Origin of the sequence: Gilliamella sp. B3023, from assembly GCF_026536845.1 — a bacterium.
In the GTDB taxonomy this organism is placed as follows: Bacteria; Pseudomonadota; Gammaproteobacteria; order Enterobacterales; family Orbaceae; genus Gilliamella; species Gilliamella apicola_E.
The window spans coordinates 176,224-200,364 of the sequence record NZ_JAFNNH010000003.1 but is presented as its reverse complement, the minus strand read 5'-3'; the positions used below and the strand labels follow the sequence as shown (position 1 = coordinate 200,364).

The window sequence follows — 24,141 nt, the reverse complement described above, 5'->3', positions numbered from 1 at the left end:
TTTTCACCTACACCTATTTATCACATCTAATACTAAAAGTTATCAACTCAATATAAAGACAACAATCGCCACATTTTATATAGAAATTTTAAAAAGTAAAAATGCAGGCAGTAATTTTTTTCACTTAAACAGAGTTGCGAACTTTTATTAGAAGAAAACTCATATGCAACATCATAACATTATAAATATTTTAAAGTCTTTCAAAGAAAACGCTGCCTAATTTTTTAATGTTGATTGCCAATCAAAAAAAGTTTGTAATGCCAACATTTTATCTTTATTATAAAGATAAAATCTGTGATTCAATCTTTTAAGTGGTAATTTATTATTGCTTTAAAAGAATATGGAGCAACAATAGGCAATTGAAAAATTAGGAGAGATAACATGAAAAACACAGCGGCAATATTGGAAAAACCTGGAAAGATGGTCATTAAAGATACCGACATTCCTATTCCTAAAGATGACGAAATATTACTGGAAGTAAAATATGTGGGTATTTGCGGATCGGATGTACATGGATTTGAACATGGGCCATTTATTCCACCTAAAGACCCCAATCAAGTTATCGGGTTAGGGCACGAATGCTCCGGAATCATAAAAAAAGTAGGAAAAAATGTCACAAAATTTAAAGTAGGTCAACGTGTTTGCATAGAGCCTGGCGTACCTTGTTATCAATGTGAGTTTTGTTTATCTGGTCACTATAATGTCTGCCCAAACGTTGATTTTATGGCAACCCAACCAAATTATCGAGGCGCTCTTACCAACTATTTAACTCATCCCGAAGCCATGACTTTTCATTTACCTCAAAACATGTCTCTTATTGAAGGAGCGCTTGTAGAACCTGCAGCAGTAGGGATTCATGCTGCAAAAATGGCAGGAGATTTATTAGGAAAATCAGTCGTTATTTTAGGTTCAGGATGTATCGGATTAATGACACTACAAGCATGTAAATTAAAAGGTGCAGCAAGAATTGTCGTGATCGACATCTTAGATAATCGTTTAAATAAAGCAAAAGAATTAGGTGCTACTGATATTTTGAGAGGTGATGACAACCAATTAGTTGAAAAAGTCAGAAATATTGTAGGTGAATATGGAGCAGATATTGTGTTTGAGACTGCCGGCACAGCATTCACTGCAAGTAAAGCATTGGAATTAGTAAAACGCAGAGGTCATATTTTTATTGTCGGATCGATACCAGGTGGTGTGCCAGTTGAATTTCTTAAAATAAACCGAGAAGTATCAATTCAAACCGTTTTTAGATATGCCAATGACTTTAATACCACCATCGACTCTATTGCTAGTGGAAAATTTGACGTTAACTCAATAGTCGATAGATTTTTTGAATATCAAGATACACAAAAAGCTTTTGAATTTTCAGTTCATCACAAAAAAGAGCTAATCAAAGGTGTGATAAAAGTGGCTGATTGAATTAAAAAAGGAGTTTAATATGAACGATGTAGATGTCATTTGTATTGGTGCGGCAATTGTTGATTTACCTTTATATCCTGTAGGTGAACATATTTTCAAAAATGTCTCTTATCCTGTTGATAACATAGCTATGACAATCGGAGGAGATGCCATAAATGAAGCAACAATTATCACACGATTGGGTCATAAAGTCGCCTTATTTGCCATGGTCGGCAATGATATAGCAGGACAATTTATTAAGGATTTTGCAAAACAAAATAGGATAATTATCAACAATCTTATCACTAAAGAAGGCATAACCACTTCAATTAATGTTGGTCTTGTTCAAGAAGATGGTGAAAGAACCTTTATAACAAATAGAAACGGAAGTCTTTGGCAAATGTCTATAGAGGATATCAATCTAAACGATATCAAACACGCCAAAATACTCTCACTAGCCAGCATATTCAACAACCCAAAACTGAATAATCAAGCATTAATTTCCATATTTAAAAAAGCTAAATCAGAAAACATGATTATTTGCGCCGATATGGTCAAAAGTCGTTTAGGTGAAGGATTAAATGACATCGCTGAAGCACTCAGTTATGTAGAGTATTTTTTTCCTAATTATGATGAAGCTTCTGAATTAACAGGAAAAACAGAACTTTCTGATATAGCTGATGAATTTATGCAATTAGGCGTTCAAAATGTCATTATTAAAATTGGGAAAAAGGGTTGCTACATAAAAAATCGGCAGCTAGAGAAAATCATTCCAGCCTTCAAAAAAGAGAAAGGAATCAAGATTGACACCATTGGAGCCGGTGACAATTTTGCTTCCGGCTTTATCTCAGCCTTATTAAGAGGCGAGCCTATAGAAAAATGTGCATTATTTGGCAATGCTGTGGCAGCGGTATCAATTGAATCTTTAGGTGCAACCACAGGAGTTAAAAGCCGAGAACAAGTAGAAGATATGATTAAAATGTATGAAGAAAAGAATGGGAGAATAAGCCATGAATAAAATGAAACTTGGCAAAACAGGACTTGATATTTCAAGAATTGGTTTAGGAACATGGGCAATGGGTGGTGGTCCCGCTTTTGGCAATCCAGATAACAAACAAGCTGCAATTGATACCATTCAATATGCACTTAAAAAAAATATAAATTTTTTGGATACAGCCCCTGCTTATAATTTTGGCAACAGTGAATTAATAGTCGGTGAAGCAATTAAAGGTAACCGAGATAAATACATCATTATTACCAAATGTGGAATTACATGGGAAAGAGAAGGCAGCTTTTTTAATAAAGTCGGAGAGCGATCACTTTTTAAAAACTTATCTAAGCAATCCATTCGGTTAGAAATTGAAAGCAGTTTAAAAAGACTGCAAACAGATTACATCGATGTTTATATGACACATTGGCAATCCGTTGAACCCTATTTCACGCCAATATCTGAAACCGTCGAAGTTCTTAACCAATTAAAGGCAGAAGGTAAAATTAAAGCTATCGGAGCAGCCAATGTTGATGCTAATCACATTAAAGAGTACTTAAAGTATGGACAACTTGATATTGTGCAAGCTAAATACAGTGTGCTAGACCGGCAAGTCGAAAAAGAGTTATTACCACTGTGCAAAGCAAATAGCATCACATTACAAGCCTATTCACCTTTAGAAATGGGGATATTAACAGGTACTCTAGAAAAAGATTATGTTGCCCCGAAAGGGACTGCCAGATTTGGTAAGAAGTGGTTTGAGCCACAAAATTTGTCCAATGCTATCGATATGATGAATAAATGGAAACCATTATGTGAAAAATATCATTGCAGCATCGCCAACTTAGCTATCGCCTGGATACTGGCTCAAGGGGATAATATCAATGTATTAAGTGGTTCAACAACAATAGAAGAATTAAAAGAAAATAGCAAAGCAGCCGATATCAATTTAACAGTAGAGGATAAAGATTTTATACGCCAACTTGCAGAAGCAATTTCTTAGAAAAATAAATAAGTTAAGTTGACACAAAACTGATAATCCCGTTGAAGTGACAGATAAAGTAGAAAATACTTAATACATCAAAACAACGGGATTTTGTTATGCACAAAACTTAATAATCAATGACGACTCTATCTATCTTGAAAATTTGATATTTGCGCAATAAAACAAGAATAATAAATTTAGAAATTAGTAGACTAATTGTATTTGATTATCATGCAAAAAATTGATCCATTCTTTGCCTGGTGCTTCATCGGTCACTATAGTCGTAATATTGGAAAAATCAGTCAGATGTACAAAAGCTTTTTTATTAAATTTAGAACTATCAACCAACAATATTACTTCGGTTGCTTGTGAAATCATTCTCATTTTTAATTTAGCTTCATCTTCATTCGAATCAGTTATGCCAGTGGCAATATCCAAACCTTTACAGCTAATAACAGCTGTATCGACATTATAATTCAAAATCGATTGCTCAGCTAAAGTTCCCTGTAACGAAAGTGATTGCTTATTAAACATTCCACCCGTAGATAAAATATTTACTGAAGACAACATTAATTCCCTTAAAGCTTCAGTCGAATTGGTCACTATGGTTAAATCATTACGATCTTTTAATAACTTCAGAGCTTCCATCACTGTTGAGCTTGAGTCTGCAGATATCGTCGATTTAGTTTTAAGTAGTTGTAATGTTTTGATAGCAATGTTCTGTTTTTGTTCAAAATTTTTCTCGGCTCTTTTATAGAAAGGAATATTTGATACGACTTCCTCACCATTAAGTACAGCACCGCCATAGGTTCGGGTAGCAAAATTTTCGGCATCAAGTTTTTCTAAATCTCGTCTTATTGTTTCTTCTGTTACTGAAAACTTTTGGCTTAAATCTGATACTAAAACTTTTTTATCATTGAGTAACATCTGTTTGATTGTAGCTAATCTATTTTTTCCTTTCATTATATTTAGCTCTAGATTATTGGTTTTAGCAGCATAATATCATATTTTTTTAAAGAAAAAATAGTTACTTCTACAACAATATTCTTCGAAAGCAAAAAAATAATAATTAAACAAAAACTATAGAATTTAACTTTTCTATAGTTTTTGATGTGTTAAGTACACGCTTTAACTTTTGTTATCTGCGCCAAAAAGAACAATTTTTTCAATTGCCCGAAGCTTAACCGCAGTTCTCACGCTTCTTTCTAATTCAAGAAATGATACATCGGTATTGTTGCGAATAGCATCCATAGCAGCTAGGCAAAGTTCTGTATGAATATTAATTTTTGAAATACCTAGCGATATAGAAGTTTTTATATCATCATCCGGGATTCCTGATGCACCATGAAGCACGATTGGAATATCAACCGCTTTTCTTACTTTTTCAAGGACATCAAATGCAATTTTAGGTTCTGAAGAATAAACACCATGCACATTACCAATAGCTACTGCAAGTGAATCACACCCCGTTCTCTCAACAAACTCAGCAGCTTGAGAAGGATCAGTATAATGATAATCTGACAATGCTTCTTCATAAATTGTTTCATTGCCGACATGCCCCAATTCAGCTTCAACTGGCACCCCTAAAGGATGAAAAAAATCTACCACTTCTTTGGTTAATTTAATGTTCTCTTCAAATGGAAAAGCAGAAGCATCTCGCATTACTGAATTCATACCATAATTATAAGCATTTTGAACTATTTCCATACTTCGACCATGATCCCAATGAGTAATAACCGGAACAGATGCATTTTTAGCCATAGAAACCATCATAGGTGCAAATTCTTCAAAAATGGTGTTACCTATAAATCCCGTACCAAAAGAGATAATAATCGGCGCCTTAGTTTCTTCAGCAGCATCAATAACACCCATTAACATTTCTGCATTCCAAACGTTAAAATGTGGTATCGCAAAACCTTTTTTTTGCGCAAGTTCTTCCCAATATTTTATATTCGCTAACATCTTATCCTGTACTCCCTTTAATCATTGAAATCGTAAGTTAGAATGACTTTAATCGCTTCTTTATTTGCCATTAACTCAAACCCTTTTTCCCATTGTGACAATCCAAACCTATGGGTAATCATTGGTTTAACCTTAATTTTCCCGTCCGCTAATAATCGAATAGCATTACGCCAAGTTGTTGAGTCATAAGCCATATGACCTATAATGCTGATTGCCCAAGAAGTGATGTCATTGATTGGATAATTAAATGGTTGGAATCCCATACCTATTCGAACAACTTCGCCATTTGGCCTAAGCATATCAATCGCTTGTTTTAGGGCAATATTGGCACCCGAACACTCTAAAACTAGCCCTAGGTTATCTACGCCGCAAATTTCCTTACAACGCTTAACAACATCTTCATTAGATCCATTGACTAAATGTGTGGCACCCAGCTCTTTGGCAATTGCAAAACGTTTTTTAGTATCATCATCAAGCCCTACCATCACAATATTAACTGCACCCATAAGTTTAGCCATTTGTACCGAAAACAAACCTAATGGTCCGGTACCTATAACCACCACATCATTACCCGGTAAAAAACTTGACCGCTGCGCTATTGCTTTATAGGCATTACAGATTGGGTCGAGCACACAAGCTTCTTCATAATCCAAATTTTCCGGAATCTCCCAAATAGCATGTTTATGAATTCGCAATATTTCACCCGGAATAAGACAATATTTTGAAAATCCACCACCCCAACGATTATTGTCTAAACCAAGATTGACCTTTTCTTTACATGTTAAAAAATCACCTTTATCACATGCCGGGCATTTACCACAAACATGACCGGAATTATCAGATACAATCCTTTGACCGACATGCCAATCGGTAACTTTACTACCAACTTTAACAATTTTTCCGGCAAACTCATGTCCTCGAATAGAGTTAAATTCATTCGAACCATTGTCTACACGAAAATGCTTCATATCTGCCCCACAAATAGCAGCTGCTTTTACCTCAATTACAATATCTTCTTCACCGCATACTGGTTCTGGGACATCGATTAAGCGATACCCACCAAACTCTTTTCCATATCTTGCTAACGCTTTCATAAACAAATCTCCAAATGTACTTAATTTTCCGATTTAACGATATTACCGATATCTTCAACTGAAGCACTTCTGGTTTCTATACCAATAAATGCAATAATTAAAGCAGTAATAATTGAAACCCCACTGAGTAATAAAAACACACCGACAACTCCTGAAGTATTTAAAAAATATGCCACACCATACGGCGCAATGATCCCACTTACTCGACCAACGGCATTAGCTAAACCAGCACCACGCATTTTGGCTGCGGTCGGCCAAATTTCGGGAACGTATACAGCCGATGCATAACAAACATACATATAAACAAAGGTAATTAAGAAAAAGCCTAATACCGAAATAGTGGTAATATTAGTTTGTAATGAATACACATAACCTAATACAGCAATGATTACCAGTAACCCTATCCCCATAACTTTTCTTGGAACCTTATCAATAAGAAAAACAGCAATAAATATCCCAATAGGTGCGCCAAACATGCTCATCGTATTTAGCAAAACTGAATCTTTTAAATTAATTCCTTGTTGTAAAAAAATCGTTGGTAACCAGTTAATTAAGGTATATTGCACAACATTCATAGCAATCAACACAAAAGATCCCAAAATAACACGCTTCAATAGTTCCCCATGAAACAGTTGAGAGTAAGAAATATTAACTTCTTTAGCATTTTCGGTTGTTTGATAAGAAGGCAATGGTTTTCCAGTCTCAGCAATCACTCGCTTTTCAATATCCGACACAATTTTTTCTGCTTCAGCATAACGACCCTGTGACTCAAGCCATCTCGGTGATTCCGGAAAATTACGAAAGGTCACAAAAAAAAGAATTGTTGATAAAAAGGCAGGAATCAAAAGTTGTACTCGCCAGTTCAAATCAGGGGCAATGTTGGGTGTAATTGCCATAGCAATTAATGAACATATCGGATATGACCAGTTACCAATGAATGAAGCTCTTGCCGACCAGGTCCCTCTTGTCTTACTTGGAACATATTCGGTAAAACCGGCAAATAAAGTGACTAATAACGCCCCAAGCGCAAAACCCATGACAAATCGACAAACAATCAAAAAAGTCATATTTGGCGAGCAAGCACCGACAACCATAGATAGAATATGAATGAAAACAAATAGAAGATAACTTTTTCTTCGACCAATTTTATCGCCAATCATTCCCCCAATAAATGCACCAAAAAACATCCCTGCCGTAGTTAATGAAGAAAATATTGCAGTGATATCATTGTTTGTCCATCCAATTTGCTGGAGTTGTGCCAAAACTAATCCACCAATAGCATTACTCCAGCTAACCAATAACCCAAATGCGACTAAACCAAAAATTTTCCACTGACTTTTACAGGAAGGTAATCTATCTAACCGTGCACCACAATACGGTTTAGCTATTTTATTCATTGCATCCACCTCTATTATTTAATAAAAAAATCAAACAATTACTGTTTAATTCAATCCATTTTTATTTGAAACAAAACAAAATATGACACCTTTATTCTTTAAAGTCAACATTATTTCTTTTTTTCAAAAACTAATTATTTTAAATAAAAGATGCATCCAATAAACAATAAAAACATTATTAATCATTAATATAAATAAGAATTATTTAATTTTTAGATTTTTATAAATTACTAAACAAAGAATTTTTATATATTATTTTTGTGAATTAGCGCACATAAAACAGTTTTTTTGTTTGAATTAATCATTTTTTTAAACAAAATTACATTATTAAATGTTGTTCTAAAACCTGAAAAATAGGATTTGATACCTATAACTCATTATCAAAAATCTAACAACATTATGATTTTATTAGAATAAAACGCAAAGGGAATTAACACGACAAATTATAAAAAACACACAAAAAAATGTTATTCCTTTTTGTAGTGAGAATTTTAAGGTAGGAGACAGATATAAATGAACAATCTAGCAGCACGACTTGATAGACTTCCGATCAGTTCATTCCATAGGAACTTGCTAATCATGGTTGGAGGAGGAATGTTTTTTGACGGATTTGACAACTATCTAGCCAATTCAGTTTTAAGTATTTTAATTGAAAACAACTGGTCTACCTTGCAATTGAATGCTTGGTTCCTTTCTGGAACATCTCTTGGCATGTTGTTAGGTTCAATTATGGCGGGTTATCTTGGCGATAAACATGGTAGAAAATCAACATATCAAATTAATTTATTAATATTTGGTATAGCATCAATTGCCTGTGCATTTGCATCAAATATGTATTGGTTAATATTTTTTCGATTTATCACCGGAATAGGGTTAGGTTCAGAAATTGTCGTAGGCTATGGGCTATTAACTGAATTTATCCCACCTTCTCATCGCGGACGCTGGGGAGCATTAATGTCATTTATAGGGCAATTTGGTTTGTTTTTTGTCACATTTACCAGCTGGATAATAATACCAATAGCAGGTTGGCGCTCCATGTTTGTAATTGCGGGAATTGGTGCTATTGTGGTCTATCTAGCTCGCAAACATCTTCCTGAATCACCTAGATGGCTCAGTCGAAAAGGACGTTATGACGAAGCAGAAAAAATAGTTAGAAATATTGAGATTCAATATTATCAGGATAATTTAGAACCTGCCAATAAAGCTACAAATACTGACTTATTTTCAAAACAAAAAAACCATATTTTTGAAACACGTTTTAGAATACGTATCTTGTTAGGATCTTTAATGATGACCGTTCAAAGTGTATCTATATATGGATTTGTCGCTTGGTTACCATCTTTAATGGTTAGCCAAGGCATATCTGCAAATGATTCATTAACAATAACTGTTTTGATGACACTAGGTGGTCCAACCGGTGCTATCTTCGCTTACTTTCTAACGGATAAAATAGGAAGAAAACCAGCTACCATATTAGGATCCCTACTTGCTGCGCTATCAGGTATTTTATATGCATTAACTACTTCACAGTTAGCTGCAACAATATGTGGCTTTATTACTTTTTCGCTAATATATTATTTAGTTTCTGTTATTCAAGCAGGTTACATACCCGAATTATTTCCAACTGATGTAAGAATGCGATTATCGGCGGTTTGCGTAATTGCTGGACGTATAGCCTCAATTATAATGCCATTTTTTGTAGTCTTTTTATATAACACAGGTGGGATCTTAATGGTAACATCATTAATCGCTATTTTATTATGTATTCAGGCGATTGCCGTATTCTTTATTGGTATAGAAACATCACAAAAAAGCCTTGAATCTATTCAATAATAATATTTAAAGTAAGACTTATATTCAAAAAATATGTTTTAACAAAGATACACTATACTTTTTTTAGGATAAAAATTAACAATTACGGGATGATTTCGTGGAAAACTTTGATTATAGTATTAGCCTTATTTAACCAGACCGGAACTGATTATGGCAATTTCACCTCCAAAACGTAGTGCAATTATTTTGGCGGCAGGAAAAGGCACACGGATGTATTCCAACCTACCTAAAGTTTTACATAAAATCGGCGGTAAGCCGATGTTACAACATGTTATTGATACAGTTCAACAACTTAATACTGATCGCATCAATATTGTTTATGGTCATGGCAAAAGCGAGTTAGAAAAATCGTTACAAGATCAACCTGTGCAACTTGTTTATCAAGCAGAACAGTTGGGTACAGGACATGCTGTTCAACAAGCTATTCCCTTTATTGAAGATGATGAAGATATCTTGATTTTATATGGTGATACACCTCTTATCTCAATTGAAACTTTGCAGAATTTAATTGCCAGTAAACCACATGAAGGCATTGCCTTATTGACAGTGATTTTAGATGATCCTACTGGCTATGGGCGAATCGAACGCAAAGACGGTAAAGTGGTAGCGATCGTTGAACAAAAAGATGCCAATGTTGAACAACAAAAAATCAACGAAATTAATACCGGTATTATGCTGGTTACCGGCAAGTTACTTAAAAAGTGGCTATCTCGTTTAACCAATAATAATGCGCAAAAAGAGTATTATTTGACCGATATTATCGCCTTTGCCCACCAAGATGGTTACGACATTTTAACGTCTCACCCAGTTAAAAAATTCGAAGTTGAAGGCGTCAATAATCGCTTGCAACTTGCAACTTTAGAACGGCATTATCAACAGCATCAAGCTGAGCAACTTTTACTTGCCGGTGTCACGTTGCTTGACCCTGCGCGTTTTGATTTACGTGGTAAATTGACTCATGGCAAGGATGTCACTATTGATACAAATGTGATTATTCAAGGTGATGTTACATTGGGTAACAATGTCGTTATCGGTTCAGGTTGTATTTTAAAAAACTGCACCATCGCTGATGATAGCGTAATTAGCCCTTTCTCAGTAATTGAAGATTCAATCATTGCTAAACACTGTACTATCGGACCTTTTGCTCGAATAAGACCTGGTAGCCAACTGGATGATCATGCCCATGTTGGTAACTTTGTCGAATTGAAAAAAGCTCATCTTGGTCATGCCACCAAAGCAGGACATTTAAGTTATTTAGGTGATAGCGAAATTGGCTGTAACGTCAACATTGGTGCTGGCACAATTACTTGTAACTATGATGGTGCGAACAAATTTAAAACCGTGATCGAAGATGATGTATTTGTGGGTTCCGATACTCAACTAATTGCACCAGTCAAAATTGGCAAAGGTGCAACCATTGCAGCTGGAACAACGGTAACCAATGATGTCAATGACAATGAGCTTGTGGTTAGCCGGGTAAAACAGAAACAACTTGCAGGTTGGAAAAGACCAACTAAATTGAAAGAGGAATAAACAATGTGTGGTATTGTGGGCGCGATCGCCAAACGTGATGTGGCAGAAATATTATTAGAAGGTTTAAAACGATTAGAATATCGTGGTTATGATTCTGCTGGGCTTGCTATTATCTCTCCAACAGGTGAATTACAGCGAGTAAGACGTGTCGGAAAAGTAAAAGCGCTTAAAGATGCGGTAGATGAGCATCCAATCAAAGGTTCAACTGGGATTGCTCACACTCGTTGGGCGACGCACGGCGAACCGGTCGAACACAATGCACACCCTCATATATCGGGTTTTATTGCCGTTGTGCACAATGGTATTATTGAAAATTTTGAGCCTCTGCGTGAAACACTCATCGCGAAAGGATATCAATTCCGTTCAGAAACCGATACCGAAGTTATTGCCCACTTAATTCACGATATTATCTCAACCGAAGATTGCTCACTTTTTGAAGCAGTACAAAAAGCAATCCCACAATTACGAGGTGCTTATGGCACCGTTGTAATGGATACGCGTAATCCCGATATTCTCGTCGCGGCACGTTCAGGTAGTCCACTAGTGATTGGTTGTGGCGTTGGTGAAAACTTTATTGCTTCAGATCAATTAGCTTTATTACCGGTTACTCGTCAATTTATCTTTTTAGAAGAAGGTGATATTGCACTAATCACTCACCGCACTGTGAATATTTTTGATAAAAACCATCAAGAAGTTAACCGACCATGCATCGAATCTGACGCGAAATATGACGCAGGCAGTAAAGCTGGCTTTAATCACTACATGCAAAAAGAGATTTACGAACAACCTAATGCCATAAAAAATACCCTTGAAGGACGAATGGCTCATGGCAAAGTGGATTTATCTGAACTTGGTGATGATGCAGAAAATATTCTTAAGCAAGTTGAACATGTGCAAATTGTTGCTTGTGGTACCGCCTATAATGCCGGAATGGTTGCTCGTTATTGGTTTGAGGCATTAGCTGGTATTCCTTGTGATGTGGAGATCGCTTCGGAATTTCGCTATCGAAAACCCGCTCGCCGTAAAAACAGTTTATTCATCACCCTATCACAATCAGGTGAAACGGCAGATACGCTTGCAGCATTACGCTTAGCAAAAGAGAATAATTACTTAAGCACTCTTGCCGTTTGTAATGTGGCTGCCTCTACCTTAGTTCGTGAAGCTGATTTGGTGTTACTAACCAAAGCTGGCGTTGAAATTGGCGTTGCTTCAACTAAAGCCTTTACCACACAATTAACCGTATTATTGCTTTTAGTTGCCAAATTAGGCCGACTTAATGACATGGCTGAAATCACTGAACAAGCGATCGTCCATGCCTTACAAACTTTGCCAAATCGCATTGAGCAAGTGTTAATGGCCGAGCCAGAAATCAAAAAACTTGCTGGACACTTTGTCGATAAACATCACGCCCTATTTTTAGGCCGTGGCGATGAATATCCAATCGCAATGGAAGCGTCATTAAAACTAAAAGAGATCTCCTACATTCATGCAGAAGCGTATGCCGCAGGTGAATTAAAACATGGTCCTTTAGCGCTTATCGATGCAGATATGCCAGTTATTGTTATGGCTCCGACCAATGACCTACTCGAAAAACTTAAAGCTAATATCGAAGAAGTTCGTGCCCGTGGTGGACAACTTTATGTATTTGCAGAGCAAGATGCAGGCTTTGTGAGTGATGACACAATGCATATCATCAACTTACCTCATATTGAAGAACTTACAGCGCCAATCTACTACACGGTACCAACCCAATTGCTTGCTTACCATGTAGCTTTAATCAAAGGCACAGACGTCGATCAGCCTCGTAATTTGGCAAAATCTGTGACTGTGGAGTAAAGTTCGTTGTATTAATGTGAGAAGTTAGTGGATGGTTTTGAAATCATCATTAAGTTCTCGCATTAAATCAATTAGAAAAGATTAAAGTATGGATTAATTTAGCTAATTACCATCTTATTTGTATTAACAAGTTTTGTGCCAATATTAGTTTTACATAATTACCAATACTCTATTTCTCTCGTAAAATTCCCTATATTTTTTTTATTTAAAACACAAGAACCTTTGGTCCAATCTCCATGTTTGTTATGGTCAGTAAAATAACAATCCATATTAATTACATCTTTGGTTTCACTTAAATGCATTGATTGTTTGGTTTGAAGAAGTTGATTAGCATCATCATATATATATTCTATTACTTCATTACCCATTTCATCCGATGGTGAAAGTTTTGGTTCTATAAAGCTTTCACTAGTGATTAATTTGGCTAAATTTTGGTTTGTATAATCAATTTTTTGTATTATAGAAACACCATTAACTTTTTCTTTAGAATCGATTAATCTTTTATTTTCGTCATAATTATAAATAGTGTTAATAGCAAAATAATCATTTTTAGATAGCGACTCTTTTTTAATATCATTATTTTCATTAAAAGTAATCTCATATTTAGAAGTATTTGTAAATTCATAATCAGAACTTAAATTAAAAAAAGAGTTACTATGTAATCTAATTTTTTTATCGTAATCAATGTACCACGAACCTTTAATTTTTTTACCAATAAAAAAAATCAAACCATTCTTTTGAGACTCTATAATTGCATTTTCTCCAGCAACTCTAGTAAATATGATGTTAAAAGGTATCGTAGAGGAAATTTTTTGTCGTTTTATCGTAATGGAATGAGGTGACAATTCAGGAGTAGAGTATATTAAGTAATTATTATATATTTTAGTATTTACATCTGCATATGAACAACAACTGATAACACTAAGTACGGCTAATAAACATTTTCTCATCGTCATAATAGAATCTCTTTATTTACCTTTTCAAGATAATTACGATGATATTAAAAAATCATTTAAAGTACCAGCGATTTAGTTTAGTTCAGTTAATTTAGTTGCCTAAACAAAATTATGTAAAATTTCTACGATTTAATCATTTTCTGACAAAAAATTACCTTACCAAAACTCAAAACCACCAAATAAATTTAGAAAAATTTAGCTTAAAAGCGTTCTATCACTGCATTAATGTGATCTAGATCACAAAACCTAAAAATACCCCACTTTTAACAGTGTGATATATGTCACATTTTTTGATTATTTTGGATGAATCCAGTAACTAAATGCTTCTACAATAACAGCATAATGATTATATCAATCAATAAGGAAAGATTTGTATGAGTACATCAAACATTAAACTTAAAGTCCAAAATTTTGGGCGATTTCTGAGTAATATGGTGATGCCCAATATCGGCGCATTTATTGCTTGGGGCTTCATTACTGCAATTTTTTTATATAATGCTAACGATCCATCTGCTGGAGGATGGTTTCCAAATGAAGGCGTATCAACGGCTTTTATCGGACCAATGATCACTTATCTACTTCCATTATTAATTGGTTATACTGGTGGTAAATTAGTTTACGGTGATCGTGGTGGCGTAGTTGGTGCGGTCACCACAATTGGGGTAATTGTCGGCGTAACGATTCCAATGTTTTTAGGTGCAATGATATCTGGACCTTTAGGTGGATGGTGCATTAAACAGTTCGATAAATTCATTGATGGTAAAATCAAAAGTGGCTTTGAAATGTTAGTTAATAACTTTTCAGCTGGCATTATTGGTATGATTCTTGCGCTTATCGCTTATTTTGGAATCGGTCCAGCTGTTGCTTCGTTAACTAATGTACTTATTGTTGCAGTACAATTCATGGTTGATCATGGTTTATTACCACTTACTTCAATTCTGGTTGAACCTGCAAAAATACTCTTCCTTAACAACGCTATCAATCATGGTGTATTTACTTCACTAGGTGTAACACAAGTAGCAGAAACAGGTAAGTCAATCTTCTTCTTGATTGAAGCGAACCCAGGTCCAGGTTTAGGTTTATTACTTGCTTATATGTTCTTTGGTAAAGGTGCGGCAAAAGGATCAGCAAGTGGTGCTGCAATTATTCACTTCTTTGGTGGTATCCATGAAATTTATTTCCCTTATGTTTTAATGAATCCTCGACTAATCATTGCTGTAATTTTAGGTGGCATGACAGGTGTATTTACTTTAACTTTATTTAATGCAGGTTTAACAGCACCAGCATCACCAGGATCTATTTTTGCGGTAATGAGTATGGCAAAAGGTTCATATTTAGGTGTAACGTTATCTGTGCTTGCAGCAACTACAGTATCATTTATTGTGTCGGCTATTTTATTAAAAACAACAAAAGATAATGGCAAAAGTTTAGACGAAGCCATGTCTGATGTCACTGCAATGAAAAGCGAAGCCAAAGGAGTAAGCGAAAATAGTAAACTTGATCTTGCTAAAGTGAAAAAAATCATCGTTGCTTGTGATGCAGGTATGGGCTCAAGTGCTATGGGTGCGGGTGTTTTACGTAAAAAAGCAGAAGATGCTCATTTAGATATCAGTGTTACCAATTTAGCAATTAATAACTTGCCAACTGATGCGGATATCATCATCACACATAAAGATTTAACCGCACGAGCAAAACAATATGCACCAAACGCTTATCATATTTCATTAACTAACTTTTTAGATAGTGATTTATATACTCAGTTAGTGAATGATTTAGTCAAAGCAAAAGGTGGTCAACAAGTTGTACAACCAACACCTACCCACCAACCGCTGTTTAAGTTGAATGCAAAAAATGTCTTTTTAGGTTTAACGGCGCAAACTAAAGAAGAAGCCATCCGTTTTGCAGGCCAAAAACTAGTCGAAAATGGTTACGTAAAAACAGCTTATATTGATGCCATGTTAGAACGTGAACGATTAACATCCACCTATTTAGGCGAATCGATTGCTGTACCTCACGGCACAATTGAGTCTAAAGATGATGTGATTAATACAGGTATCGTATTTTGCCAATATCCAGCAGGTGTACAGTTTGGCGAAGAAGAGCAAGATAAAGCAAAAATCGTAATTGGAATTGCTGCTCGTAACAATGAACATCTTGATGTTATCGCCAAGTTAACCAATGCACTTGATGACGAAAAGATTATTGCAAAACTGACTACCACTAATGATATTGAAGAAGTCCTAGCAATATTAAGCTAACTTTCCTACGAAGGTAGGAAGTGTTTTAACAGATTAAAAATGATTCAAAATTAAGGATTATTATTATGCAAGCATTACATTTTGGCGCCGGCAATATTGGTCGTGGTTTTATTGGTAAATTATTATCTGATGCCGGTGTCCACGTCACTTTTGCAGATGTTAATCAACAAGTTATTGATGAACTTGCTAGCCGTCATCAATATCCAGTCAATGTGGTTGGTGAGCAATCGGTTACCGAAACGGTGAAGAATGTTGATGCCATCAACAGTACTTCACCTAAAGTCGCTGATTACATCGCGAAAGTTGATCTAGTTACCACTGCGGTCGGTCCTCAAATTTTAGCACGCATTGCGCAAAGTGTGGCACAAGGCATTATTGCTCGACATGCTCAAGGTAATAACGCTCCACTCAATATTATTGCTTGTGAAAACATGGTACGTGGCACAAGCCAGTTCAAACAGGAAATCGTAAAGTATCTACCAGAAAATCTTCACCAATGGGTTAATGAGCATATTGGTTTTGTTGATTCTGCGGTTGACCGCATTGTGCCACCTGCAACGTCTAAAACAGGTGATATTTTAGAGGTGACGGTTGAAACATTCTCTGAATGGATTGTCGATAAAACTCAATTTATTGGTACAATCCCTCAAATCAAAGGTATGGAGCCCGTTGATAACTTAATGGCCTTTGTGGAGCGTAAACTATTTACCTTAAATACCGGACATGCTATTACAGCCTATCTCGGTTTTTATAACAATATTGCAACCATTCGGGATGCGATTTTAAACGATAAAATTCGTAAAATTGTACGTGGAGCCATGGAAGAAAGTGGACAAGTACTGATCAAACGCTATGATTTTGATCCAGCCAAACATCAAGCCTATATTGAAAAAATCCTAACTCGATTTGAGAATCCTTATCTACATGATGATACCGCACGAGTAGGACGTCAACCAATACGCAAACTAGGTCCTGGCGATCGTTTGATCAAACCATTACTTGGCACATTTGAATATAAACTTAGCAATCAAAATCTGCTTATCGGTATTGCAGCTGCGCTTAACTATCGTAATGATGACGACGAACAAGCAATCGAACTGGCAAATCAAATTGCTAACAAGGGTTTAAAACAAGCATTTTGCGATATTTCTGGTATTGAAAGTGATAATCCAGTTGTTAGCCAAATCGAACAACTTTATACTGCTATGCAAAATCATCAATTTTAAGTGACAATGCAAACATTAGCAGAAGACACCATACTTGAAAAACTCAATCAGCAAGCTGATATACACAGCTTGCTGAAAGTTGCGATCAATTTGATTAATGACAGTGTCAATCAATTGATTCTAAAGGTTTTTCGTAAAGAGCCTCATGCTATCAAGTTTGTTATTCCATCATTGGTGGGCAAAAATGGCCCACTTAATGACACCTCAGTCTGTTTGAAATTACTTTATGCACTAGGCATCATCACGCGTGAAGATTATGAAGATATTGAATTGTTAATGGCAATTTTAGATGAGCTAGAACAAGACGATAAAAATTACACCTATCTGGATGACGAAATCCTAGGTCCAATCAGCTTACTGCACGACATGATCCTTCCCCCTAACTCTCCATTAAATAACCCGCAAGAGAACGGCATTGTCGATACCTTAAAATCATCCATGTACCAAAACCGTTATCAACAAATGATTCGCTCAGCGTTGATCATCGCCATTACAGATTTAACCTTACGTATCGTAAATAAACAGAAAATTGATTATTTCCCTGAGTAATATTAATTTATAAAGATGAATTTTAAGTATTAATATAAAAAGGATGTTAAGTAGATAGTCAAAAATTGGGCGATTTTTAAGCTCAAAAACCCCGCTCCTCAACTTTTTTTGATTGCTTTTTGGTTAGATTGGCTGTTGTTTAGGGCAATCATTTCCCACTCTGGTAATTAGTCGGTATAATGCCTGCAATTTTATTGTTAAGTGGATTATGCATGAAAACGCTATTTGCCAGCACATCACGCGGGCTTGAAGAGTTATTAAAAAAAGAGTTAGAAAATATTGGGGCGAATCATTGTCGGGTGGCGCAGGGTGGTGTCTATTTTGATGCTAATGAGTCAACTATTTACCAATCGTTATTGTGGTCTCGTTTAGCCTCTCGTATTTTATTGCCAATTGCCGAGTTTGACATCTATAGTGATTTAGATCTTTATTCATGTGTGATGAATATCAAATGGACCGATATCTTCGCGGTAGATAACTCATTTGTTATCAACTTTGTTGGTGTTAATGACTTTATTCGTAACAGCCAATATGGTGCGCTAAAGATCAAAGATGCCATTGTTGATCACTTTATGCGACAAACCAATCAGCGCCCAAATGTTGCAAAGCAAAATCCTGATGTTCGTTTACATGCTTATCTTAGCAAAAATCGAGTTACACTATCATTAGATCTGAGCGGTGAAAGCTTACATCAACGTGGTTATCGCCAACAAACAGGGCAAGCACCGTTAAAAGAGAGTCTAGCCGCGGCTATTATTCTCCGTTCTGGCTGGCGGTTTGATGAGCCACTTATCGATCCAATGTGTGGTTCAGGAACGTTATTGATTGAAGCTGCGATGATGGCGTCTAATATCCCGCCAGGACTGCTACGCAAACAATGGGGATTTTTTGCTTGGAAAGAATTTAACCCAACACTTTGGAATGACTTACTGTTCAGCGCTAAGCATAATGTAAAAAAAACTAACACGATTTTTATCGGTTATGATAATAACCCTACAGTACTAGAACGAGCCAAACAAAATGCGATCCAAGCAGGAGTTGGTGATTTAATTACGTTTGCATTGCAGGATGTGACACAATTAACCAATCCACTTGATCACCATATACATGGCATGATCATCAGCAATCCGCCTTACGGTGAACGGTTAGAAAGCGAACCAGCACTTGTAGCTTTACACTCAGCACTTGGTCGCCAAATTAAACAACAATTTGGTGGGTGGAGATTATCGTTATTTAGTGGTACTCCACAGCTTTTAGATTGTTTACAAATGCGTGCTGACAAACAATTTAAAGCCAAAAATGGCCCTTTAGATTGTCTACAAAAAAATTATTCGATTGCGGATCGTCAAGTGGATCAGGCGGTCATATCAACAAATTTACCAGCTGCCGACTTTGCCAATCGTTTACGTAAAAATTGTCAAAAATTGGAAAAATGGGCCAACCAAGAACAACTTGAATGTTACCGTCTTTATGATGCTGATTTGCCGGAATATAATGTGGCTATCGATCGTTACAAAGATAAAATTGTGGTACAAGAATACGCTGCACCTAAAAATATTGATCCACAAAAAACGCGACAACGACTATTTGATATTATTAATGCTACCATGTCGGTATTGAAATTAACCGCCGATCAATTGGTACTAAAAACCCGTGAAAAGCAAAAGGGAAAACAACAATATCAAAAACTTGGGCAAAAACAGGATTATTTTTTAGTCCATGAATATCCAATTAATCACAAAAAAACGCAGTTTTGGGTTAATGTGGTGGATTATTTGGATACTGGTTTATTTTTAGATCACCGCTTAGCCAGAAAAATGATCGGACAAATGAGTGCAGGCAAAGACTTTTTAAATCTATTTGCCTACACGGGTAGTGCAACCGTCTACGCAGGTCTTGGTGGAGCAAAATCGACCACGACAGTTGATATGTCACGCACCTATTTAGAGTGGGCCGATCGTAATCTAAAACAAAATGGCTTAACCGGTAAAAATCATCGATTAATACAGGCTGACTGCTTGCTCTATTTATCTCAAGCTGATGAGCAGTTTGATTTAATTTTTATCGATCCTCCAACATTTTCCAACTCTAAACGGATGAACGATACTTTTGATGTTCAGCGCGATCATCTTAAATTAATGAGTGATTTAAAACGATTATTAAGACCAAACGGTGTAATTGTCTTTTCTAATAACAAACGAGGCTTCAAAATGGATGCCGACGGTATGCAAAAATTAAATCTGACGTTTCAAGACATCACCGACAAAACCTTATCGCTCGATTTCAGACGCAATAAACAGATCCACTGCTGTTTTCTTGTTAAACATCAATAATAAAATACCGCCGAAAGGCGGTATAATCTTAGCTTAGCTATAATGTTCAATTCTTTAGGAAAGCCCCACGAGAAATCATGTCGGCATACCCCCTACTCCATCATTCCATCTTCGCGTACACTAGATTATGCCATTAATTATCTCTAATTTATAAAAAGACAACCTTTTGCACAACAATCTTATTTGGAGTAAATAAATTCTTTATTATCGTTTCCAGCACTTACTTTTTGTGAATATATTGGAGCTTAAAAGCTTTTTTAAAATCAAAAAAGGTTGAGGATTTTGAGCAAAAACTGATGTCCTTTTGGAGGACATCAGAAAAATAAAAATTAACGTACTACTAGCACTGATGTTTGTGCACCTCTCACTACACCAGAAGCATTTGATCCAAGTAGATGTGTTGAGATATTTGGGCGTCTTGACCCTATGATAATTAGATCGGGCTCAATCTCTTCCGCTAGATGTAAGATCTCATCTCGTGGATTACCAAACGCGATTGAAAAAGATAAATTTTCTTTTGGTAAATTAATTGAGTCAATCAAGCGATGTAGCCATTGCTCTGTTTGTACTGTAGCTTGATCTTTAAACTCATCAAAACCAAATGAGTAAGCATTTACAATAGCCGATGCAACCGGTAAGGTATGAAAAAAGATAACTTGCGCATTGGATAACTTCGCTAAACACTCAACATGTGGGATCACTTTTTGAGTGAGTTCATCTTCAAGGACATCAATCGGAACTAATATTTTTTTGTACATACCGCCTCCTCATTTAAACTTATCTTTTTTAATTAATTTAAGATGGTACTAATTTTAAATTAAATCTAATATTGTTATCCTAACGCTAATTTAAAATATTGAAATAACTTTTTTGCAAAATCATGATGGAGATCAACTATGGGTAATATTATTTATCGCTATGACATCAAACCCAGTATAGAACAAGCGACATTATTATATTCTCGCTGCTCATTGGCGGAACGTCGACCAATAAGTGATAAACCTCGTTTTCAAGCAATGTTAGATAATGCTAATTTAGTCATTACCGCATGGCATGATCAGAAACTTGTCGGTATTGCCCGCTGTTTAACTGACTTTGTCTACATAACTTATTTAGCTGATTTAGCCGTTGATGAAGCTTATCAAAAATCAGGTATTGGTAAACAGTTGATAAAAGAGATTCAAATTCATACCGATAATCAATGTGCAATTACTTTGCTTGCAGCACCTCAAGCAGTCGATTATTATGGTCATATTGGTTTTAATGCTCATCCTTCCGCATGGATTTTACAAGAACAGTTAAAATGAAAATTATCCTAGCATCAACATCACTATCACGTAAAAAAGTACTTGAAAAATTAGCTATTCCTTTCGATTGTGTGCCGCCGATTTGTGATGAAACACCTCTACCAAATGAAAGTGCACAGCAGCTGGTGGTACGATTGGCTAATGCTAAAGCACAGTCATTGGTGGCAAGCAATCCTGATAGTTTAATTATTGGTTCCGACCAAGTAGGTGTTTTAGATGGAAAGATTGTATGTAAACCACTTACTATTGAAAACGCCCAGCAACAATTAAAAAATAGCAGAGGCAAAGCGTTTTACTTTTATACAGGAATGACGGTCATTAATACTCACACAGGCCAATCGCAAACGATTTGTGAACCGTTTAAAGTCACCTTTCGTCAGTTAACTGATGCAGAAATTGATGCTTATATCGCTAAAGAGATGCCACTACAATGTGCTGGCAGTTTTAAATGTGATGAGTTAGGGATTACTCTTTTCGATAAGCTTGAAGGTGATGATATTAATTCTTTAGTCGGATTACCGCTAATAAAGTTAAATAAAATTATGATTGATATGGGCTGTAATCCGCTGTTTTTATAATTGATGATAATGACAGAGCCGAATTTAATCGATTAACCGCCCCGCTGACATTTTTAATGTTTTTTGGCTGAAACTTGCTACATCATTATCATGAGTAACAATCAATAGTCCTGTGCCTTGTTGATGAATATCGGCTAATAATGCCATAATTTGTGTTGAACTTTCATCGTCAAGATCGCTGGTGGGTTCGTCGGCAATGACTATTTGTGGCTGGCAAATTAGTGCACGTAAAATAGCTATTCGACGCATTTCACCACCTGACATGTTGGCTGGATAAGCATCTTTTAAATAACTAATTTGGGCTTTTTCTAGCAGTTCCATTGCAGAATTTAAGCTCGATTGGTTTTCACGTTTCGTTAAAGAAAACGGTAAGCGAATATTTTCCAGAGCAGTTAAATTAGGTAATAAACTGCTACCTTGTGGAATGTAACCAATATTTTGATTACGAAACGCCGATACTTGTTTGTCATCAAGATCGAATAAATTGGTGCCGTTAATCGTGATTTTACCTTGAGTAGGCGTTAACAACCCAGCAATCATATTAAGTAGCGTCGTTTTACCACTGCCTGATTTACCCATAATGCTGATAAAGTCACTTTGTGCCATTGAAAAACTAACATTATTCACCGCTGAAAAGTGTTGTGATCCGCGCTTGTAATCTTTGCGAAGGTTTTTGATATCCAATAACATTATTCACCCTCTCTTAATGTTTGATAAGTATCAAACTTAGTTAATGATAATGCTGAATATATACTAGACAGCGGACCAATAATTAATGTCAGCAAAAATACGATGAATGCATAAATTAATCCATCGGTAATTGAAATATTCATACATGGCAAACCTATCGTTTGGCATATCAATAAGCTGAAGGCATAAATTAATACGCCAGCAACCACTATACCAGCAAGGCCACCTAAAGCACTAATGATAAGGGATTCTCGCAGTAACATTTTAACCAGATCACTGCGCGATGCACCCAAAATACGTAATAAGCTGATTTCGCGTTTTCGTTCATTAAGAGATGATGAAAATATTACAAAGATCACAATAATCGCTAACACCCAAAATATTGCCGATAAGCTATAGACAATCGTTGAAAAGCCATTTAACCATTTGGAGATGTTACTTAACATGCCTTTGGTCATCACAAAATCGATATTGTAATCGATAGCATATTTGGGCATGATTTGGTTAACAATATCTTTCGTCTGATAGTCAGGATTGACTTTAACAAAAATCGATGACACATAGTTAGCAAAGTGGTCAGTATCGCCTTCAATTAAATTGGCTTCTTTCATGAGCGATTGTGCAGCAGGAATGGTCATAAAAACTGAGGTGTCAAAACCCATTCCTGTACTATCCATTTTAGCGGCAATTTTAAATGGATGATTAAAAAACTTAATTTCGTCGCCCACATTTGAGGTAATTTTGCTGCCAACTACTACCTGGTCGTCAACCAATGGTTGTTCTAATTGTGTTTGTAGCCAAGGTTTAATTACAAAATCACTTTGCTGATCAAAACCAATTAATTGAACTTTTGATGTGCAACAACCAGCACTTAACGAAGCAATAAATAGTTGTGGTGAGACAGCTTCGATTCCTTTGATATCTTTGATTTTATCAATTAAGTCAGCTTTTAGATAAAAGCTACTTGGTTCACCACGTAATAAGGCGACTTCAAGATTTTTTTCATAACCATAAGGTACAATAAGAATGTCCGCACCTAACCGATTAGCCATGCCTGAAATTCCTAAGCTTAGGTTTTTCATCAATACACTACCGCCAAATAGCGTAGCGGAAAAAAGCATAATGATGATAATCAAGCAACAACTTCGAAAAGGTCGTCGTTGGATATTTCGCCATGCTAAATTCGCTATAGTTATTTCTTGCATGTTGGAG

20 protein-coding genes are annotated in these 24,141 nt (G+C 35.8%); 12 read left to right on the top strand and 8 right to left on the bottom strand.

The annotated features are described in order from the left end of the window. Positions 1-381: 381 nt before the first annotated feature. From J3U16_RS03315 to J3U16_RS03305, 3 genes are read left to right on the top strand one after another with little or no spacing between them, the layout of a single operon-like run. Positions 382-1,425, top strand: a complete 1,044-nt coding sequence (locus tag J3U16_RS03315; protein WP_267330507.1) for an NAD(P)-dependent alcohol dehydrogenase — start codon at positions 382-384, stop codon at positions 1,423-1,425. Between the two features lie 19 nt (positions 1,426-1,444). Beyond that, positions 1,445-2,422 carry a carbohydrate kinase family protein gene (locus tag J3U16_RS03310; RefSeq protein WP_267330506.1) on the top strand — a complete coding sequence of 326 codons (978 nt, stop codon included), beginning with the start codon at positions 1,445-1,447 and terminating at the stop codon, positions 2,420-2,422. Beyond that, positions 2,415-3,395: an aldo/keto reductase gene (locus J3U16_RS03305; protein WP_267330505.1), complete on the top strand. Its 981-nt coding sequence runs from the start codon at positions 2,415-2,417 to the stop codon at positions 3,393-3,395. Before J3U16_RS03310 ends, J3U16_RS03305 begins: the two co-directional genes overlap by 8 nt. Positions 3,396-3,581: 186 nt before the next feature. Here the strand turns inward: J3U16_RS03305 and J3U16_RS03300 are convergent, their stop codons facing one another. From J3U16_RS03300 to J3U16_RS03285, 4 genes are all read right to left on the bottom strand, one after another. After that, complete coding sequence (locus J3U16_RS03300; RefSeq protein ID WP_267330504.1) at positions 3,582-4,340, bottom strand: DeoR/GlpR family DNA-binding transcription regulator; 759 nt, start codon at positions 4,338-4,340, stop codon at positions 3,582-3,584. Between the two features lie 165 nt (positions 4,341-4,505). Next, entirely contained in the window at positions 4,506-5,339 is an 834-nt protein-coding gene (locus J3U16_RS03295) for a class II fructose-bisphosphate aldolase (protein ID WP_267330503.1), read from the bottom strand. A gap of 17 nt (positions 5,340-5,356) precedes the next feature. After that, the gene (locus J3U16_RS03290; RefSeq protein WP_267330502.1) at positions 5,357-6,433 is read right to left on the bottom strand and encodes a zinc-binding dehydrogenase; all 1,077 of its coding nucleotides are present in this window, start codon (positions 6,431-6,433) and stop codon (positions 5,357-5,359) included. A gap of 20 nt (positions 6,434-6,453) precedes the next feature. Then, the gene (locus J3U16_RS03285) at positions 6,454-7,830 is read right to left on the bottom strand and encodes an MFS transporter (protein WP_267330501.1); all 1,377 of its coding nucleotides are present in this window, start codon (positions 7,828-7,830) and stop codon (positions 6,454-6,456) included. A gap of 513 nt (positions 7,831-8,343) precedes the next feature. Here J3U16_RS03285 and J3U16_RS03280 point away from each other — a divergent pair. The 3 genes from J3U16_RS03280 to glmS all read left to right on the top strand — a co-directional run bounded on the left by J3U16_RS03280 (position 8,344) and on the right by glmS (position 13,032). After that, positions 8,344-9,663 carry an MFS transporter gene (locus J3U16_RS03280; RefSeq protein WP_267342499.1) on the top strand — a complete coding sequence of 440 codons (1,320 nt, stop codon included), beginning with the start codon at positions 8,344-8,346 and terminating at the stop codon, positions 9,661-9,663. A 156-nt stretch (positions 9,664-9,819) separates the two neighbouring features. Then, positions 9,820-11,196 (top strand): bifunctional UDP-N-acetylglucosamine diphosphorylase/glucosamine-1-phosphate N-acetyltransferase GlmU, encoded by a 1,377-nt coding sequence (gene glmU, locus J3U16_RS03275; protein WP_416379890.1) that lies wholly within the window; start codon positions 9,820-9,822, stop codon positions 11,194-11,196. A 3-nt stretch (positions 11,197-11,199) separates the two neighbouring features. After that, positions 11,200-13,032, top strand: a complete 1,833-nt coding sequence (glmS, locus tag J3U16_RS03270; protein ID WP_267342498.1) for a glutamine--fructose-6-phosphate transaminase (isomerizing) — start codon at positions 11,200-11,202, stop codon at positions 13,030-13,032. A gap of 158 nt (positions 13,033-13,190) precedes the next feature. On the opposite strand, the gene J3U16_RS03265 is transcribed toward glmS, so the two are convergent. Continuing rightward, complete coding sequence (locus tag J3U16_RS03265; protein WP_267342497.1) at positions 13,191-13,988, bottom strand: hypothetical protein; 798 nt, start codon at positions 13,986-13,988, stop codon at positions 13,191-13,193. Between the two features lie 374 nt (positions 13,989-14,362). Here J3U16_RS03265 and J3U16_RS03260 point away from each other — a divergent pair, with 374 nt between their 5' ends. The 4 genes from J3U16_RS03260 to rlmKL all read left to right on the top strand — a co-directional run bounded on the left by J3U16_RS03260 (position 14,363) and on the right by rlmKL (position 20,354). Then, positions 14,363-16,246, top strand: coding sequence for a PTS mannitol transporter subunit IICBA (locus J3U16_RS03260; RefSeq protein WP_267342496.1), 1,884 nt, complete (start codon positions 14,363-14,365; stop codon positions 16,244-16,246). 65 nt (positions 16,247-16,311) lie between these two features. Next, positions 16,312-17,472 (top strand): mannitol-1-phosphate 5-dehydrogenase, encoded by a 1,161-nt coding sequence (locus J3U16_RS03255; protein WP_065734634.1) that lies wholly within the window; start codon positions 16,312-16,314, stop codon positions 17,470-17,472. Positions 17,473-17,478: 6 nt separating this feature from the next. Next, positions 17,479-18,021, top strand: a complete 543-nt coding sequence (locus tag J3U16_RS03250) for an MltR family transcriptional regulator (protein WP_065563556.1) — start codon at positions 17,479-17,481, stop codon at positions 18,019-18,021. Positions 18,022-18,233: 212 nt separating this feature from the next. After that, positions 18,234-20,354, top strand: coding sequence for a bifunctional 23S rRNA (guanine(2069)-N(7))-methyltransferase RlmK/23S rRNA (guanine(2445)-N(2))-methyltransferase RlmL (rlmKL, locus tag J3U16_RS03245; protein ID WP_267342495.1), 2,121 nt, complete (start codon positions 18,234-18,236; stop codon positions 20,352-20,354). Positions 20,355-20,683: 329 nt separating this feature from the next. Here rlmKL and J3U16_RS03240 read toward each other — a convergent pair whose 3' ends face one another. After that, the gene (locus tag J3U16_RS03240; RefSeq protein WP_065734636.1) at positions 20,684-21,112 is read right to left on the bottom strand and encodes a universal stress protein; all 429 of its coding nucleotides are present in this window, start codon (positions 21,110-21,112) and stop codon (positions 20,684-20,686) included. A 138-nt stretch (positions 21,113-21,250) separates the two neighbouring features. On the opposite strand from J3U16_RS03240, the gene J3U16_RS03235 reads away from it, so the two are divergent. Further along, complete coding sequence (locus J3U16_RS03235) at positions 21,251-21,661, top strand: GNAT family N-acetyltransferase (RefSeq protein WP_267342494.1); 411 nt, start codon at positions 21,251-21,253, stop codon at positions 21,659-21,661. Further along, positions 21,658-22,239, top strand: a complete 582-nt coding sequence (locus tag J3U16_RS03230; RefSeq protein ID WP_267342493.1) for a Maf family protein — start codon at positions 21,658-21,660, stop codon at positions 22,237-22,239. Before J3U16_RS03235 ends, J3U16_RS03230 begins: the two co-directional genes overlap by 4 nt. A gap of 24 nt (positions 22,240-22,263) precedes the next feature. On the opposite strand, the gene J3U16_RS03225 is transcribed toward J3U16_RS03230, so the two are convergent. Beyond that, complete coding sequence (locus J3U16_RS03225; RefSeq protein ID WP_267342492.1) at positions 22,264-22,929, bottom strand: ABC transporter ATP-binding protein; 666 nt, start codon at positions 22,927-22,929, stop codon at positions 22,264-22,266. Beyond that, positions 22,929-24,134, bottom strand: coding sequence for an ABC transporter permease (locus tag J3U16_RS03220; RefSeq protein WP_267342491.1), 1,206 nt, complete (start codon positions 24,132-24,134; stop codon positions 22,929-22,931). Before J3U16_RS03220 ends, J3U16_RS03225 begins: the two co-directional genes overlap by 1 nt. Positions 24,135-24,141 lie beyond the last annotated feature (7 nt).

Excerpts from the sequence above, each read along its gene's own strand:
- J3U16_RS03315 (WP_267330507.1), top strand. The coding sequence starts at position 382 with ATGAAAAACACAGCGGCAATATTGGAAAAACCTGGAAAGATGGTCATT.
- J3U16_RS03310 (WP_267330506.1), top strand. The coding sequence starts at position 1,445 with ATGAACGATGTAGATGTCATTTGTATTGGTGCGGCAATTGTTGATTTA.
- J3U16_RS03305 (WP_267330505.1), top strand. The coding sequence starts at position 2,415 with ATGAATAAAATGAAACTTGGCAAAACAGGACTTGATATTTCAAGAATT.
- J3U16_RS03300 (WP_267330504.1), bottom strand. The coding sequence starts at position 4,340 with ATGAAAGGAAAAAATAGATTAGCTACAATCAAACAGATGTTACTCAAT.
- J3U16_RS03295 (WP_267330503.1), bottom strand. The coding sequence starts at position 5,339 with ATGTTAGCGAATATAAAATATTGGGAAGAACTTGCGCAAAAAAAAGGT.
- J3U16_RS03290 (WP_267330502.1), bottom strand. The coding sequence starts at position 6,433 with ATGAAAGCGTTAGCAAGATATGGAAAAGAGTTTGGTGGGTATCGCTTA.
- J3U16_RS03285 (WP_267330501.1), bottom strand. The coding sequence starts at position 7,830 with ATGAATAAAATAGCTAAACCGTATTGTGGTGCACGGTTAGATAGATTA.
- J3U16_RS03280 (WP_267342499.1), top strand. The coding sequence starts at position 8,344 with ATGAACAATCTAGCAGCACGACTTGATAGACTTCCGATCAGTTCATTC.
- glmS (WP_267342498.1), top strand. The coding sequence starts at position 11,200 with ATGTGTGGTATTGTGGGCGCGATCGCCAAACGTGATGTGGCAGAAATA.
- J3U16_RS03265 (WP_267342497.1), bottom strand. The coding sequence starts at position 13,988 with ATGACGATGAGAAAATGTTTATTAGCCGTACTTAGTGTTATCAGTTGT.
- J3U16_RS03260 (WP_267342496.1), top strand. The coding sequence starts at position 14,363 with ATGAGTACATCAAACATTAAACTTAAAGTCCAAAATTTTGGGCGATTT.
- J3U16_RS03255 (WP_065734634.1), top strand. The coding sequence starts at position 16,312 with ATGCAAGCATTACATTTTGGCGCCGGCAATATTGGTCGTGGTTTTATT.
- J3U16_RS03250 (WP_065563556.1), top strand. The coding sequence starts at position 17,479 with ATGCAAACATTAGCAGAAGACACCATACTTGAAAAACTCAATCAGCAA.
- rlmKL (WP_267342495.1), top strand. The coding sequence starts at position 18,234 with ATGAAAACGCTATTTGCCAGCACATCACGCGGGCTTGAAGAGTTATTA.
- J3U16_RS03240 (WP_065734636.1), bottom strand. The coding sequence starts at position 21,112 with ATGTACAAAAAAATATTAGTTCCGATTGATGTCCTTGAAGATGAACTC.
- J3U16_RS03235 (WP_267342494.1), top strand. The coding sequence starts at position 21,251 with ATGGGTAATATTATTTATCGCTATGACATCAAACCCAGTATAGAACAA.
- J3U16_RS03230 (WP_267342493.1), top strand. The coding sequence starts at position 21,658 with ATGAAAATTATCCTAGCATCAACATCACTATCACGTAAAAAAGTACTT.
- J3U16_RS03225 (WP_267342492.1), bottom strand. The coding sequence starts at position 22,929 with ATGTTATTGGATATCAAAAACCTTCGCAAAGATTACAAGCGCGGATCA.
- J3U16_RS03220 (WP_267342491.1), bottom strand. The coding sequence starts at position 24,134 with ATGCAAGAAATAACTATAGCGAATTTAGCATGGCGAAATATCCAACGA.